Raw genomic sequence first — 15,494 nt, 5'->3', positions numbered from 1 at the left:
GCCCACCGGGCGAGAAAGCCCGGTGGGCCGCGGGGCGGGCGCCGCTCACCGCAGAGTCGTGAGCTTCTTCCCGGCGGTGGTCAGGGCGCTCAACTCGGCGTGCGCGCCCGCCCGGGCCGGGACGGCCAGCAGGGCGCCGCGGGTGCTGCCGCGCACCCCGCCCGTCGCGGTGACGGAGGCGACGTCGTCGCTGCCCGCCGCCAGCGCGTACCAGGCACCGGCCTTCGACTTCCACAGCACGCCCGCCAGGACGTGCGGATCGCGGGCCCCGCACGCGGCGGAGTCCTCGGCGCGGGCGACGACCGTTCCCGGCGCGCCGGGCCGGGCACCGGGGACCTGGAACTGCGCCTGCACCCGGCTGCCCGGGCCGCGCCACGTCTCGGCCCGGACGCACAGCCAGGCCGCGCTGCCCGCGCCGCCGGGCAGCGGCTGCGTGGCGAACTGCCAGGCGTTCACCGACCGGACGCCCTGTGAGCGGACGGTCTGCAGATGGCAGGCGGAGTGCGCCCAGCCGGCCAGCGCCCGGTCGCCCGCCACATCGCGGGGGGAGCCGGGGGCGCCGACGGTGAGCCGGGCGGGGACCAGCTCACCGAGGTCGGTCACCAGCCGGCCGCCGAGCCGCAGCGCGGGCCAGGCGCGGCAGCCGCCGGCCGGGGCGGGGCTGGGCATCGCGTCGGTCACGCCCTCGGCGTCCCGGTGCAGCGGCCGCCCGGCGCCCGTCGGTGCGAGCAGATCGCGCACGGCCGCGTCGGTCACCCAGGGAGCTGTCAGATAGCGGACGTTGCCGTCGGTGCGGCCGACGACGACCGCGGTGGAGGTGTCGGCGTCCGCCGCGTCGGTGCGCGCGAAGTCCAGCGCGGCGGCACCGGCCTCGCCGCTCCTGGCCTCCGCGTAGCGCACCAGGCGCAGCCCGTCGTGGAGCAGCACGACGGCCGCCGCGTCGACCTCGCCCGCGTACAGCAGCTGGGGCGGCCCGGAGGCCGGGCCGACGGGGGTGCCGGGTGTCGCCGTGACCCGCACCGCGCGGCCCGGCCGGGCCCAGGCGGCGAGCGCCCGGCGCAGCAGCTCCCGGTCGCCCGTGCGGTCACCGCGGGCGGGCCAGGTGGCGAAGCCGGGGCGGTCCGCGCTCTTCCAGGCCGAGGAGGTGGCCTGGGTCAACCTGGCCGGGTCCAGGGCCGCTTCGGCCGCCGCGTTCTGCGCGTACGGGGGCGCGGCGGCGCCGTCCCGGCCCCAGCCGTCACCGGGCAGGCCGAGGAGCGTGGCGCACACCACGGCCGCGGCGGCGGCCGCGAGCGCGGCCCGGGTGTGCTGGCGGCGGCGCATCAGATCCGTCGGCCGGGCCTGGAGGGAGCACGGGTCGAACTCCACCGACTCCAGCAGCGGGGTGTCGCGGCTGCCCGCCGGGGTGCGGACGCGGTCCGCCTCGGCGAGCGCCGCGCCCGGGTCCTCGACCCCGGCCGCGGACAGCACCCGCCGCACGTCCCGGTCGTCGGAGAGCTCCAGTCCGCGCAGGACGTACGCGGCCCGGCCGGGCCCGGACAGCGAGGAGAGCGCCTGGTCCAGGGCGAGTTCGTCGGCGCCGCCCGAGCGGGGGAACAGCCGCAGCCCCCACACCTGCGGCAGCAGCGGCGGGAGTTGGCCCGGGCGCGGCGGCTGCCAGCGGCCCCGCGGCCGCCCCGCGTCCAGCGCGGCCCGCAGCACCCGCTGGCGGACGTAGGTGTAACCGGGCTCGCTCGGCACGCCGTCGGTGCCACGCGGAGCCGGTACGGTCAGCTCCGAACCGCCCACCCGGTTGCGCGGCAGCGACCGCTGGACGAGCGCGTGCGCGGTCAGCACACGGCGGTTGCGGCCCAGGGCGGGCGGCAGCACCAGATACCCCAGCCGCACCAGGCGAGGGTAGTGCTCGATGAGCGCGGCCTCGGCCTGCTCGACGTCGACGGGGGCGATGGACCGGGGGCGGGGGGCTGTCGCTTGCTGCTCCACGATCCATAGAACGAGTGAATGGTGGGATGGTCACCTCACCCGTGCCGGGGACCGGCCGGGCGCCCGGGGCTGCTTCAGGCGACGTAGCGGGCGCGGATCCGGTCGACGGCGTCGTCGGGGACGCCGAGCCCGTCGCGGACGTACGCCTCCACATCGCCGTGCGTCCGGTACATCTCCTCCAGCGCCGCCGCGAGGTAGGCGGGGCGCACGCCCAGGATCGCGTCGGCGATGCCGGGGTCGCCGCCCGCCGCGGTGAACCGCTCGGTGATCGGCGCGAAGGCCTCGCGCACGGCCGGGTTGACGTCGAGGTACTCGCGTTCGGCCGTGGCCTCGTCCGCGCCGAGCAGCAGCAGGATCACGGTGGCCGCCCAGCCGGTGCGGTCCTTGCCGGCCGTGCAGTGGAAGAGCAGCGGGCCGCAGTCCGGCTCGGCGAGCGCGGACAGCAGCAGCCGGTAGGCGTCACAGGCGGCCTGGGAGGAGACGAAGGCGCGGTAGGAGTCGCAGAGCAGCTTCTCCGCCTTGCCGCCGCCGAGATGCTCCTCGGCCAGGGCGGGGCTGCCGAGCACCGACTCGATCCGGGCGGGCACCTGATCGCCCTGGACGGCGGCGGCGAAGGCGCCGGCCAGCACGTCCGCGACGATCAGCCGGGCGCCGTCCGGCACCCGGTCGGGCCGGTCGCGCCGCTCGTGCTCGGTGCGCAGGTCCACGACCGTGTGGATGCCGAGGGCCGCGACGGCCGGGTCGGCCATCGGGTCGAGGCGGTCCAGCTGGCCGGACCGGAGCAGCAGGCCGGGGCGGACGGCGGAGTTTCCGGCGAGCGCGATACCACCGAGGTCGCGGAGGTTGACGATGGTCGAGACATCGAACTGGTGTGGCATGCGCACGGCTCCTTTATCGGATATCTACCGATATTGTGACGAACAGTGGCCGAGCGCGCGACGCCGCCCCTGCCCATAGCCGACGCCGAGTGCCAGCGCGAGGAAATGCCCCAGGTCGGTGAAGTCGGGGCGATGAGCGCCACCGCGCAGCAGGGGGCGCGCGCCGAGCGCGAACAGCGCGGCGTACGCGCCTGTGCGCACCGGTCCGCGCGGCAGGGTCGTGGCGAGGGCGCCCACCACGGCGTTGAAGCCGTAGCTGGTGCCCACATCGATCGCGGACCGCGTGCGCGCCCCCGCCCGCGCGCCGCGCAGCACCCCGTACACCACCAGCGTCGCGCCCACGTGCCCGAACACGAAGGCCCCCGCCGCCCACCAGGCGCCGTGCGCGTACTCCGCGTAGCCCAGGACCGCCAGCAGGAGCAGCGCGTACGGCAGCTCCATCGGCTCCTCGACGACCAGCGCGCTGGTGGCGAGGGTGTGCCGGCGGCCGCCCCGCAGGTTGTCCACGTTCGTGGAGCAGTACCGCAGCACCCGGTCCCGGACGGCGGGCGTGAGCAGTCGCCCCATGGCGTACGCGCCGAGCTGCACGCCCCCCACGTACGCGGGCGCGAGGCGCGGCAGCCGCGGAACGGGCGGCCGCGCCCATCGGGGTGACGGTCCGGGGGCACCGAGCGCATCAGGGGAACGACTCATCCGGCCATGATCCGTGGTGGCCGCCCCGGCCGCCAGGAGTGCGGCCGAACCCGGCGCCGTTCCCTCAGCCCAGCCGCCAGCCGCTGAAGTACGCCGTCCCCCGCTCGCCGCTGCCGTCGTTGCCCGCCGTCATGAACAGCCCCACGTCCAGGTCCCGGGCCGCGCCCGGGACGGTGACGGACGCGACCGTCCGCCAGGTCGCGCCCTCGTCCGTGGAGCACTCCGCGGTGAAGCCGCCCGTGGCCGTACGGGTGAGACGGAGGTGCACGGGGGCCTTGAGGCCGGTGATGCGGCGGTAGCCGTCGAAGGTGCCGTCGCCGTTGGTGTCGTAGGACAGCACGACGCCTTCCGCCGGGGTGACGGCGAGATTGACCGCCCCCGGGGAGCGGCCCGCCAGGGTGTTGCGCACGATGATGCCCGTACGCGCCCAGCCGCCCGTGTCGGCCTGCTCGTCGACCCGGACCGTCGCCGACCCGCCCACCGCCAGGGCGCCCGGACGGTAGACCACGCCGAAGGCCTCCGTGCCCTTCCACAGGTCGTCGCCCGAGCCGTCGACGGCGAAGCGGTCGTCCCCCAATTGCCCGAAGACGGCGGCGTTGTCGGTGAAGGTCCGCCATCCGTCGGCGAGCGGGCCCGCCACGAACAGCGTGCCGGTCCGGGCGGTGCGGATCCGGCCTTGCCCCCGCGGCCCGTAGCGCGCGCTCGCCTCGTACGGCAGCGGCAGCAGCGGGCGCTCCAGCGGCCCGGCGGGCGCGGTGACGCTCCAGCGCGCCGTGCCCGTGGCGCCCGGCGCGAGGCGCTCCAGCGACGTGGGGCCCTGCGGGCGGGCCTGGAGGCCCGAGACGCCGAGGTCGACGCGGCCGGTGGCCCGCAGGCCGTTCACATTGGTGAGCGCGACGGTCAGCGTCGCACCCCCACCGGGCGGCACGGCGGCCGGGGCGGGCGACGTGGTCAGCGTCCCCTGGTACGGGGCGACGGCCAGGGTGTCGTGGACCCGCAGAGCCGTGCGGTACGGGTCGGCCACCGGACGCAGCGGGTACTCCTTGCGCTCCCGCGTCCACGGCTCCTCCACCGCGAACCAGTCCACGGCCCGCGGCGCCCGGTCCTCCCGCAACGCGTCCTCCAGCTCCTCCAGCCACCGCCGCCAGCGCGGCAGATAGAAGTCGCCCATCAGCCCGTGCCAGTCCCGGTTCGCGTACTCGTGCAGCTTGCCGCCGTCGGACGTGGCCCGGCCGCCCCACACCGTGATCAGCACCCGCGCCGTCCGCTCCAGCTCCGCCGCCTCCGCCGCGTCCGACCCCATCGTCCTTGCCGCCGCCGTCCACGGCCCGAGCAGGAAGTCCCGGTGGGCGCCCGCGATGTCGTCGGCCAGCCGCATCAGCCGCAGCCACAGCGCGGACAGCGCCCGGAAGGCCGGCAGGTCCTTACGGTCGTACGCGTTCCGCAACTGGGGGAGGAGCTGCCGGCTGCGGTGCGCCAGGGCCTGCCGGGCGACGTCGACCAGGTCGTAGCGGTACGCGTCACCGCCGCGCAGCCCGCCGGCGACGCCCAGCAGCCCGGTCAGCGCGGCGTCGAATCGCGACGGATCGTAGGACAGGGCGCTCGGGGCGTACTCGCCGGCGCGGTTGGCCCGCAGGTCCGGGCGGGCGGCGAAGAGACTGTCGTGGGGGTCGCTGCGCTCGGGCGCGCTCTGCCGGTAGGCGGTCTCGCCCAGCACGGCCCAGGCCTCCCGCGCACTGCGGTCGCCGCGCCCGTACCGCGCGTCGGCGTACGCGGCGAACCACCCCTGGCGGTCCGGGGCCGTCTCCTGCCAGGCCAGGTCGGTGAAGTACGCGAAGGCGGCCGGGTCGCGGTCGGCGGCCTCCGGCATGTACGCCGTGCCGGCCAGGGCGCTGCCGGGCTTGTCGCGCCACGCGAAGAACTTCTCGTCCCAGATGTGCGTCCGCGCCCCCAGCGTCGTCCGCCCGCCGAAGTTCGGTATCGAGCCGAAGGCGTACGGGGTGCCGCCCCAGTCCTTCTCCCGGTCGGTGACGGACCGGTAGCGGTCGGAGGCGCCGTCGACGATCAGCATCCTGCTCCGGTCGACCGCGCCCAGCAGCGCGGGCAGCGGATTGTCCTGCCAGCCGAGGATCACCCACGTCGCGTCCGGGTGCGCGGTGCGCAGCGCCCGCTCGACGCTCCGCGCGGCGTCCGCGACGGGCACACCGCCCGCGGTGCCGCCCTCGTGCAGCAGATCCATCTTGAAGTGCGCCGAAGGGCCGAGCAGTTCGGCCTGGTGTCGGTAGAACGACGCGGCGACCGCGGCGAACGGGGGAGTGCGCGGGTCGAGCCAGTCCGGGCGCTTGAAGCCGTGCCAGATGCCCTGCGGGACGACCCGGGCCCCCGGATTCCGCTCGGTGAACCCGTCGGGCACATGCCCGTAGTAGCCGGGGAAGACCGGCGCCATGCCCAGCTCACGCAGCCGGTCGGCGATGCGCCGCCCCAGCGCGGCGCGCCGGTCGATGAGCGCGGGGCTCAACGGGCCGCCGAAGCCGCTGAGGTTCTGCAGCAGCCACCACGGCTGGTGCGAGGGCGCGGGCAACCACGCCCGGGCCTCGGCGTCGCTGTACCCGAAGTCCATGAGGACCCGGTGGTAGACCGCCTCGTGCCCGGCGATCACCAGCACCTCGTTGCAGCCGTGCAGGGCGAGGACGTCGATCATCCGCTCCCAGTACGGCCAGTCCGCGTACGGGAAGGTGTAGCCGTCGTTGGTGTCGTTGAGCGCGAAGCGGTGCCGCAGGCGTGTCGACCGCGCCAGCGGCCGGGCCGGGGCGGGAAGGGTGCGCGGCAGCGCGGGCCGTCTCGCACGCCAGCCGAGATGGACCCGGCAGACGTCCCGCAGATACCGGTGCACCCCGGTCAGCAGCACCCCCGCACTGGTGCCCGCCACCTCGATCTGCCCCGCCTCGCCGGTGACCTCGAACCGCTCCTCGCCGCCGGTCAGTGCGCGCAGCAGGAACTGCTCCGCGTGCTCCCCGAGCAGCCGCTCCAGCGCGGCCCGCGCCGGGGCGACCTCGAACGGCCTCGCCGCTTCCCCGGCCGCCGCGGGGGTGAGGGCACCGACGGCGGCTCCCGCGCCGATCGCTCCGGCGGTACCCAATAACAGGCGTCTCGACAGATCGGACATGGCGCTCCCCAGTGTGCGAATGCAACAACGGACGCATGCGCAGCGCACGGTAACTGCCGTTACGGGGCACAGCAATGGGGTGCGCGATGGCTTTGTGCGGTGTCGTCGGCACCTCCGCTGCGGTGTCCTCAAGCGCCGGACGGGCTTGCTGTGCTGTGTCCTCAAGCGCCGGACGGGCTTGATGCGGCTGAGCTCAGCCAAAACCAGCCCGTCCGGCGCTTGAGGACGCGCCCGCAGGGCGCTCGCCGCCGCAGGCGGCAGAGGCAGCCCGCCGTCAGCAGGACAACCCGCCCCGGTCGAGGTACGCCAGTACGGCCAGCACCCGGCGGTTGTCGTCATCGGACGGCGACAGCGCCAGCTTGGCGAAGATATTGGAGGTGTGCTTGGCGACGGCCCGCTCGGTCACGAGGAGCTGCGTGGCGATCGCCGCGTTCGACCGCCCCTGCGCCACCAGCTCCATCACCTCGCGCTCCCGCGGGGTCAGCTTCCCCAGCGGCTCGTCCCGCGAGCGCCGCGTCAGCAACTGCGAGATGACCTGTGGATCCATCGCCGTACCACCCGCCGCCACCCGCCGGACGGCGTCGACGAACTGGTCCGCGTCGAAGACCCGGTCCTTCAGCAGATACCCGATCCCGCCACTGCCGTCGGCCAGCAGCTCCCGCGCGTACAACTGCTCCACGTGCTGCGACAGCACCAGCACCGGCAGCCCCGGCGTCCGCCGCCGCGCGGCCAGCGCGTACTGCAATCCTTCGTCGGTGAACGACGGCGGCAGCCGGACGTCCACGACCGCCACATCGGGCTTCAGCTCCACCAGCGCGCGGCCCAGCTCCGGCCCGCTCTCCACCGCCGCGGCGATCTCGAAGTCGTACGCCTCCAGCAACCGGACCAGCCCGTCCCGCAGCAGGAACAGGTCTTCGGCGATGACGACGCGCACGCGAACTCCACGATCGACGAGAACGAACGCCCCCATCGTCGCCGATGCCGTTCCCCCACGGCACTTGGGGCCGGGCCGTCACGAGAGGACGCAGGGGATCTCCATCGTGACCATGGTGGGCCCGCCGGCCGGACTGCTGACGGCCAGGACGCCGTCGAAGGCACCCAGCCGGCGCTCGACGCCGAGCAGCCCCGTACCGGCGGCGACGCTCGCGCCGCCGCGGCCGTTGTCGGTGACGGCGATGCGCAGCGCCCCCTCGGCGTGGTGCGCGTCGATCCACACCCGGTCCGCGCCCGAGTGCTTGGTCGCGTTCGTGAGCACCTCGCTGACCGCGAAGTACGCGGCAGACTCCACCGGTTCCGCCGCACGGCCCGCCAGCTCGACATCGACCTCCACGGACAGCGGCACACGCAGCGCCAGAGCCCGTACCGCGTCGGCGAGACCACGCTCGGCGAGGACCGGCGGGTGGATGCCGCGGACGAGGTCGCGCAGCTCGGTGAGGGCCTCGGCGGAGTCGGCGCGGGCGGCGGCCAGCAGCCGCTTGGCCTGGGCCGGGTCCTTCTCGACCAGCGCCTCGATCGTGCCGAGGCTCATGCCCATCGCCACGAGCCGGGCCTGCGCGCCGTCGTGCAGATCCCGCTCGATGCGGCGCAGCGCGGCGGCCGAGTCGTCCACCACGTCGTGCCGGGACTCGGTGAGGTGATCGACGCGCAGGGCGAGTTCCCGCTCACGGGTGGGGCGCAGCAGCGGCTCGGCGAGGAGGAAGTGGGCGCGCAGCAGGGCCGGGCCGGTGAACAGGCCGACGACGCCCAGCGTCACCCCGGCCGCCGCCGCCAGGTAGGCGGTGTCCTGGCCGGTGACGGGCACGAAGAGGAACCAGAAGGTCCCGTCGGTCCGGACGAGCGGCTTCCACACCCCGCTCGCCACCACCACACCCCACGGCGCGTACAGCAGCATCGCGGCCGGAAGCAGCGCGAGCACCGCGCCGAGCGTCATGTCGACCAGCAGCCACTGGAGATCGCGCCAGGTCGCCTTGTCCTTCAGCAGCGCCGAGCACAGCTCGACCTGCCCGGCCACCCCACCGCGCCGCGCGGGCAGCGGCCGCCGGTACGGGGTGGGGATGCGCACCCCCGCCCACTCGGCGGCCTGGACGCGGCGCAGATCGGCGAACGCCCGCACCGCGCCGAGCACGACCGGGGTGGTCAGCACGCCGATCCCCAGCAGCATGAAGCTGATCGACACCACCGCCAGCGTGAACAGCACCACCGACCCCACGATGCCGAAGACCGCGAGCCACAGCCCCCGGACCCCGGCCAGCAGCGCACTGCGGACCCTCATCTGTTCCGTCTCCCCGCATCCGTCCCCGGGGCCCGGCCCTCGCGCCCCGCCCCAGTCTGCGCGCGCGGGACCTGCCGGTCACTGGCGCCACCCGGCGGGCCGATGGTGTAGCCGGCACCACCCCCTCGCCCGCCCCGGGGACGAAGCCGACGCGGGCTCAGAAACCGATCGGCGGCGCGTACTTGTAGCCCACGCGGCGGACGGTCACGATCGACGCCCGGTGCTCCGCCCCCATCTTGCGGCGGAGCCGGGCGACGTGGACATCGACGGTACGGCCGTCGCCCACGTGACCGTAGCCCCAGACGGTGGTCACCAGCTGGTCGCGGGTGTGCACCCGGTGCGGGTGCGCGACGAGGTGGGCCAGCAGCTCGAACTCCAGGTACGTGAGGTCCAGCAGCCGGTCCGCGACCCGCGCCGTCCGCTGCTCGGGGTCGATGCGCACCAGCGCGTCCCCGTGCGTGGCGGCCGTGGGGGCCTCGGGGGCCGGCTGCTCGGCCGGTACGAGCACCAGATAGCCGACCATCGGCGGCTGGCCCGGCAGGTTCGGCACCGTGTGCGGCGGGGCGGGCAGCCAGGTGGCCCCGGAGTGCAGCAGCTCGGCGACGGGCGGCACCTCGTCCGGGGCGACGGCCCGCAGTCGATGGCGGTGCGCGGCACCGACGGCGGCCGGGACTCCGGTGGGAACGACGGCCGAGGAACCGACGGTCGCCGGGGCGGCGGAAGGGGACGCGGCCAGGGTTCGGAGGTTCGTCATGGAGAGCTCAGCTCTTTCGCGCGAGAGACCGTCGAGGGGTCGTGCTGATGCGCGGGGCCGTTGGCCGGAACTGATGACCGGCGGCTGACTTCGACGTGGGGGTCAGCGGGAGGAGTGGGCCTGCGCGGAGGTCGCGCGGCAACACACTCGGTCGAAGTCGTGGTGCTGACGGGAAGGCCAGAAGGGCTCGAGGTCGCTGCGACCCGTCGCGGTGTTCTGATAGCTGGCCATGCCCCCTATTGAAGCATGACCTGCGACGGGGCAGCAGAGCCCTCCGGCACTCCATACGGAACCTTGGTGATCGGCGGGCGGCCGACCGGGGTCCGGCGAAAAGCGGAACGTGCGGCTCAGTACGTGGGCAGCCGCTTCCGCCAGTCCAGCGGCTCGATCTCTATCGCCTGGCCCGGGTCGCCGTCCCACACCACGCCGAGCCCCGCCTCGACGAGCGCGGCCGCGACCTCACGGCCGATCGAGGCGGTGTCGTCCTTGCCGTCGGCGCCGTCGGCGTCCTCACCCGTGCCGTGGTGGACGCCGTACCGCAGACACAAGGCGCCGCCCTCGACGGCCCGTTCGGTGTCCTGGTAGTGGAAGAAGACGAACCCGCGGTCACCCTCGGCCGCCTCCGCACCGATCTCCGCCAGGCCGCAGTTCCCGCAGCAGGTGAAGTGCATACGGGCGGTGATGCCCTGCTCCGCCAGCGCGGCGAAGGCGGTCTCGACCCGGTCGGCGTCCGTCACCTCGGGCCACGACGCCTGCTCGGCCAGCCGCTCGCGCCACAGCGGACCCACGATCCCGCGCGCCGCGGCCACGGACACCGGGGTGTCGCCGTCCTCGTAGAAGTAATCGGACACCGCTTCCGCGATCTCACCCGGCAGCTCGAAACCGCTCCGGACCAGCACCCCGGCGTGCTCCTCGGCCTCCTCCCGCAGCTCGGGGTCGAGGGCGTCCGCCGCCCGGGCGTCGGCCTCGTCGTCGAAGTCGTCCGTGGCATCCGTTGCACCCGTGGCATCGGTCGCCGAGCCGCCGTCCCCCTCCTCGTCCTCTTCCTCCGCGGAGAAGTCCACCTGCTCCCAGTCGTGCCCGCCGGTCCAGCCGTCCTTCTCCAGGGCCCAGCCCACGAACACCGCCACGACATCCTCGACGTCGGTCATCCGCGCCGCGAAGTGCCGCTCCTGCGAGCCGTCGCGGTACTCCACCTCGTAGGCGCCACCGCGCTCGTGCCAGGTCTGGATGTAGTAATCGGCGTCGCCGGACGTCCGCTCGACCACCGCGAACCGGTCGTCCTTCCCGCCCAGCCGGCCGATCACGGTGGCCAGCTCCTCGGCGGTGATCCCCGAAAGGACTTCGCCGGGCTCGGTGTTCACGGTGATGGGCAGCATGGGTCCCCCTCGCTTTGAGGGCCGCTCATGATCAGCAGCCCACGTAGGAGCATCCTGACATCCCCCACTGACAGTTCCGGCCACGAGGCCCCGGCCCGTGTGCACGGGCCGGGGCGGTGGGCCGGGTGGGGCCGACGGCTCAGCCGGCGCTGCCGACGACGGGGTAGTGGTCGCTGAGGTTCGTGTACGTGTACTGCTTGCCCCAGCTGGAGACGGTCCACGGCGCGGACGACTCCTTGACCACGTCGTTCCCCCACGTCGCGGGCCGCGCGTGGCCGTTGCGGTGGAGGACGTAGTCGAGGTCCTCGCGCCCGTCCGTCGGGTAGCGGTAGGCGGCGATCGAGTTGTCCTTCGTGTCGAAGGAGTACGGGTGGCCCGTGCGCGCGGTCGTGGGGGCGAGGTCGCCGTCGGCGAGCATCGACCGGTACTCCGCGCTGTGCGAGTCCACGTTCAAGTCGCCCGCGACCATGACCTGTTCGCCCGCCGGGATCTTCTTCGCGTCCAGGAACGCGTCGATCTGCCGGAACTGCTTCGCGCGGTCGGCGGCCGCCTCACCCGCCTCGCAGCCGCTGTCCGTCGACTGCGCGTGCGTGCCCACCAGGTGGACCTTGGTGCCGTTCACGTTCAACACCACATACGCAAAGCCCTTGTTGGACCACCAGTCCGCACCGCAGGCGTCATGGAAGATGACCTGCTCCTTGCGGACGATCGGCCACTTGCTGAGCACGGTGACGCCGCCGTCCTCCGGCGTGGTGGTGGAGTAGTCGCCGCCGGTGGCGTCCCAGCCGTCCTTGCTCCGCCCGACGACCGGGGTCTGGTACGGGTACTGGCCGGCCGCATCGGCCTTGAGCGCGTCGGAGGCGCCGTTGTCGAACGCCTCCTGGAGCACGACGACGTCGTTGCCCTTGAAGAAGCCGGCGGCGGGTATCGCCTTGGCCCGGTGGTCCTGGCCCCAGTTCGGGTAGAGGCCCTTGTCGAACAGGAAGGTGTTGTAGGTGAGCACCTTCACCTCCGGCACGGCGGCGTCCGCCGGAGCGGCGGAGGCCCGAGCCGTCTGCGGCAGGCACACGACGAGCGCGGCCGAGGCGAGCGCGGCGGCGAGGGCGGAGGACTTCGTGAACGGCACTGCGTCTCCCTGTGGGGTGGGGGCCCTGGGCGGCTGGGATCCGGATGGGACACCGGTGGGGTGTCGAGCCGTCGACATCCCATCAGCCGCACTTACTTCCAGGTAACCCCCAGGTGATCAATTCACCTATGGAAGCCGTCGAATTCCCCTCGGCGTCACATCGCTCACCATTTCCCCACAGCTATCCCGCTGTTCCGTCGCGTCGCCATCCCTTCGGAGCTATCCCTTCGGAGCTATCCCTTCGGAAAGCTGAACCCGTACCCCTCCTGCTTGAACCAGGGCAGCAACTGCTCCAGCGCCTCCATGGACTGCGTACGGTCCCCGCCGCCGTCGTGGAGCAGCACGGTGGGCCCGTTGGGCAGCTGCTCCTTCACGGACCGGACGATGCTCGCCGTACCGGGCCGTTTGTAGTCGCTGGGGTCGACGCTCCAGCCCAGACTGCGCATGCCGTACGCCGCGGCGATCTGCCGGCTCGCCGGGGTGAACGCGCCGCCGGGGGCGCGGTAGTACCAGATCTTCTCGTTCCCGGAGGCCTCGTCGATCATCCTCTTCGCGTCGAGGATCTCCTTCGACTGGTAGTCGACGGCCTTCTTGTCCATGGCGACGTCGTGGCTGACGGAGTGGTCACAGAGCCGGTGCCCCGCCGCGACGATCTTCTTGACCAGATCCGGGTGGGCCTTCGCGTTCGGCCCGGTGACGCAGAAGGTGGCCTTCACGTCGTACTTCGCGAGCAGCTCCAGCGCCTTCGGGGTCCACCTCGGGTCGGGCCCGTCGTCGAGGGTGAGGGCGACGACCTTGCCGCTGTCCTCGGCCTCCCGGACGAGGTCCATGTTCACCTTCGGCGCGGGCAGCGAGGGGTCCGGCGTGGAGGTCTGGCCGGGCTCGGGGGTCCGCAGCGGCGCCGGACCGGACGGACGACGGCTCTCGGCGGCGCCCGCCGAAGTATGGAAGGAGAGGGCGACCACACTCGTCAGCGCGGCCGCTATCGCCGTCGCGGACGCGATCATGCCGGCACGCTTCATTCGTACCCCCCGGATTTTGTTGTTTTCCTTTTCCGTCATGTGGCTGCCCAATCCGTGCATCTCGTACGCCTCTTGCCCCTTCGAGGCAAACATGGGAAAGGAGGGGAAAAGGGGGTAGTCATCATTCCGTCACGGAATGGGTACCGGGGCATCATCAATCGGGCCAAAACCCGTTCCGTAAGGGCTACGGTGTCCTGATGGTGCGTGTGCGAGAGATGACGGAAGCCGATATAGAAGCCGTCTCCGGGATCCGGGTGACGGGATGGCAGACGGCGTACGCGGGCGTGGTCCCGCAGCCGTACCTGGACGCGATGACGGTCGAGGACGATGCCCGGCAGCGCAGGGCGTGGTTCACGCGCTCGCGCGGCCAGGCGCTGGACCTCGTGGCCGTCGACGACGGTGCCGGACCGGTGGGTTGGGCGAGCCTGGGGCAGTACCGGGGTGAGGGCGAGGAGCGGCCGGGGGAGCTGTACGCCCTCTACGTCCGCCCGGACGTGATCGGCACGGGAGTGGGCCGGCTCCTGCTCCAGGAGGTGCACCGGCACGCGGCGGCCCGCCGGTTCGACAGCATGCTGCTGTGGGTGCTCCGCGACAACCCCCGCGCCCGCCGCTTCTACGAAACGGCGGGCTACACGGCTGACGGGGCGGTGCAGAGCGATCCGTACGGCGAAGTGGAACTCACCGAGGTGCGCTACAGACGGCCCCTGTGACCCTTTCCGCCTTAACGCGCGGATTCAACGCGCGGACCGGGTGAGCGCATCCCGTACGGCCTCCTCGGTGCGCGCCACCACGGCCGAGCCGTCGTCCGCGGTGATGATGGGCCGCTGGATCAGCTTGGGATGCCGCGCGAGCGCCGAGATCCACCGCTCCCGCGCATCCGCCTCGCGCGGCCAGTCCTTGAGCCCGAGCTCCTTCGCCTCGGCCTCCTGCGTCCGCGTGATGTCCCAGGGCTCCAGCCCGAGCCGGTCGAGGACGGCGCGGATCTCGTCCTCGTGGGGCACGTCGTCGAGGTAGCGGCGCACGGTGTAACCGGCCCCCTCGGCATCGAGCAGCTTGATCGCGCTGCGGCACTTCGAACAGGCGGGATTGATCCAGATCTCCATGCCGACCACGGTATCGCGAGGGCCATGAAATACCGTCTGAGCTGGGGCGATTGTCAGTGCCAGGCACTAAAATGGGGGGTGTTGAGAAGGGCGCAGACGCCCCCTGTCAGGAGGAAGCCGATGCCCATAGCCACACCTCTTCCGAACCTGCCCAGTGTTCCCACCCTGCCCAAGAAGCGCCTGCCCGCCGGGCACCCGCGCACGTGGTACGAGTCGCACAACCGCCGGCTGAAGGCGATGCGCCTCGCCATCGCGCTGCTCCACTCCGGCGTGTACCGCCCCGAGCAGGCGGACAACCGCAGGATCCGCAGGGTCGCCGCCAAGATCGGAGTGCACACGCCCTCCAACACGACCTGCCGCATGGTGCGTTCGCTCATCCCGCGCGAGGAAAACCGCTGACCGCTGAGGTCCGCTGTGCGTTGATCGGCCCTTGCCCGCCGGAGGGGCAAGGGCCGAGCCGGGTGTCGCTCAAGGACACCCCTCGCTGAACTTCACCGCTTCGAGCCGCACGGGCTGCCCGTCCAGCTTGGCGCCCGCCGCAGGGTCCTGCGCGCAGACCTGCCAGTTGGACTCGACAAGGACCATGCGGCCGCTGCCGGAGGCGTCCTTCACCGTGAGGCTCGTCGAGCTGTCGAGGGCTTCCCGCGCGACCTTCACGGACTTCCCGGTGAACCCGGGCATGGTGCCGCCGGCCTTGGAGGGCGGGCGCTCGCCCGAGTCGTCCTTCGCCGGACAGTCCTCGGTGAGCTTCACCGCGCCGAAGTCCACCTTGGTGTCCGTCGCCCGGGTCCCGGGCGCGGGGGTCTGCGAGCAGACCTTCCAGTTCCGGTCGAAGGCCTGCGCACGACCACGGCCGAGCGCGTCGTGCGAGGCGAGATGACGGAAGCCCGCGGACTGCGCCTGGTCCTGCGCGGACTGGAGCCCCTTGCCTGTGAGATCGGGGAGAACGGCGGTGTCGCTGCCACCCTTGGCCTGTGCGGGTTTCGTGGCGGTGTCGGAGCCCTCGCAGGCAGTCAGCGTGAGCAACGCCGCCGCGGCGAGGAAGGCGAGGACCGAGCGGGTACGCATGGTGCCCCATCATGCGTGAAGAAAGCGCGACGCGGGGGGAAATGGCGAAG

At 73.2% G+C, this 15,494-nt stretch carries 14 protein-coding genes; 2 read left to right on the top strand and 12 right to left on the bottom strand.

Going from position 1 to position 15,494, the window contains the following annotated elements; genetic code table 11:
- Positions 1–45: 45 nt before the first annotated feature.
- The 10 genes from JO379_RS09860 to JO379_RS09815 form a co-directional block, all read right to left on the bottom strand.
- The gene (locus tag JO379_RS09860; RefSeq protein WP_130877435.1) at positions 46–1,983 is read right to left on the bottom strand and encodes a hypothetical protein; all 1,938 of its coding nucleotides are present in this window, start codon (positions 1,981–1,983) and stop codon (positions 46–48) included.
- Between the two features lie 74 nt (positions 1,984–2,057).
- The gene (locus JO379_RS09855; protein ID WP_372449062.1) at positions 2,058–2,867 is read right to left on the bottom strand and encodes a tyrosine-protein phosphatase; all 810 of its coding nucleotides are present in this window, start codon (positions 2,865–2,867) and stop codon (positions 2,058–2,060) included.
- Between the two features lie 18 nt (positions 2,868–2,885).
- Entirely contained in the window at positions 2,886–3,554 is a 669-nt protein-coding gene (locus tag JO379_RS09850) for a rhomboid-like protein (RefSeq protein ID WP_245381427.1), read from the bottom strand.
- Between the two features lie 64 nt (positions 3,555–3,618).
- Positions 3,619–6,720: an alpha-N-acetylglucosaminidase gene (locus tag JO379_RS09845; protein ID WP_209514611.1), complete on the bottom strand. Its 3,102-nt coding sequence runs from the start codon at positions 6,718–6,720 to the stop codon at positions 3,619–3,621.
- 274 nt (positions 6,721–6,994) lie between these two features.
- Positions 6,995–7,654: a LuxR C-terminal-related transcriptional regulator gene (locus tag JO379_RS09840; protein WP_209514610.1), complete on the bottom strand. Its 660-nt coding sequence runs from the start codon at positions 7,652–7,654 to the stop codon at positions 6,995–6,997.
- Positions 7,655–7,732: 78 nt separating this feature from the next.
- Positions 7,733–8,992 (bottom strand): sensor histidine kinase, encoded by a 1,260-nt coding sequence (locus JO379_RS09835; RefSeq protein ID WP_209514609.1) that lies wholly within the window; start codon positions 8,990–8,992, stop codon positions 7,733–7,735.
- Between the two features lie 157 nt (positions 8,993–9,149).
- Entirely contained in the window at positions 9,150–9,746 is a 597-nt protein-coding gene (locus JO379_RS09830) for a winged helix-turn-helix domain-containing protein (protein ID WP_209514608.1), read from the bottom strand.
- A 347-nt stretch (positions 9,747–10,093) separates the two neighbouring features.
- Positions 10,094–11,125 carry a DUF6891 domain-containing protein gene (locus tag JO379_RS09825; RefSeq protein WP_209514607.1) on the bottom strand — a complete coding sequence of 344 codons (1,032 nt, stop codon included), beginning with the start codon at positions 11,123–11,125 and terminating at the stop codon, positions 10,094–10,096.
- A gap of 139 nt (positions 11,126–11,264) precedes the next feature.
- The gene (gene sph / locus JO379_RS09820) at positions 11,265–12,251 is read right to left on the bottom strand and encodes a sphingomyelin phosphodiesterase (protein ID WP_242625998.1); all 987 of its coding nucleotides are present in this window, start codon (positions 12,249–12,251) and stop codon (positions 11,265–11,267) included.
- A gap of 233 nt (positions 12,252–12,484) precedes the next feature.
- Positions 12,485–13,258 (bottom strand): polysaccharide deacetylase family protein, encoded by a 774-nt coding sequence (locus JO379_RS09815; protein ID WP_245381426.1) that lies wholly within the window; start codon positions 13,256–13,258, stop codon positions 12,485–12,487.
- Between the two features lie 212 nt (positions 13,259–13,470).
- On the opposite strand from JO379_RS09815, the gene JO379_RS09810 reads away from it, so the two are divergent.
- Entirely contained in the window at positions 13,471–13,983 is a 513-nt protein-coding gene (locus JO379_RS09810; protein ID WP_209514605.1) for a GNAT family N-acetyltransferase, read from the top strand.
- A gap of 24 nt (positions 13,984–14,007) precedes the next feature.
- Here JO379_RS09810 and JO379_RS09805 read toward each other — a convergent pair whose 3' ends face one another.
- On the bottom strand, positions 14,008–14,376 hold the full coding sequence (locus JO379_RS09805) for an ArsC/Spx/MgsR family protein (RefSeq protein ID WP_130877427.1): 369 nt from the start codon (positions 14,374–14,376) through the stop codon (positions 14,008–14,010).
- A 120-nt stretch (positions 14,377–14,496) separates the two neighbouring features.
- Here JO379_RS09805 and JO379_RS09800 point away from each other — a divergent pair, with 120 nt between their 5' ends.
- Positions 14,497–14,775 carry a hypothetical protein gene (locus JO379_RS09800; RefSeq protein ID WP_130877426.1) on the top strand — a complete coding sequence of 93 codons (279 nt, stop codon included), beginning with the start codon at positions 14,497–14,499 and terminating at the stop codon, positions 14,773–14,775.
- Between the two features lie 69 nt (positions 14,776–14,844).
- Here JO379_RS09800 and JO379_RS09795 read toward each other — a convergent pair whose 3' ends face one another.
- Positions 14,845–15,444, bottom strand: a complete 600-nt coding sequence (locus tag JO379_RS09795) for a hypothetical protein (RefSeq protein WP_130877425.1) — start codon at positions 15,442–15,444, stop codon at positions 14,845–14,847.
- Positions 15,445–15,494 lie beyond the last annotated feature (50 nt).

It is taken from the genome of Streptomyces syringium (assembly GCF_017876625.1).
GTDB lineage: Bacteria > Actinomycetota > Actinomycetes > Streptomycetales > Streptomycetaceae > Streptomyces > Streptomyces syringius.
Note: the sequence above shows the minus strand (reverse complement) of the source record. Positions and strands in the feature narration are given on the sequence as shown.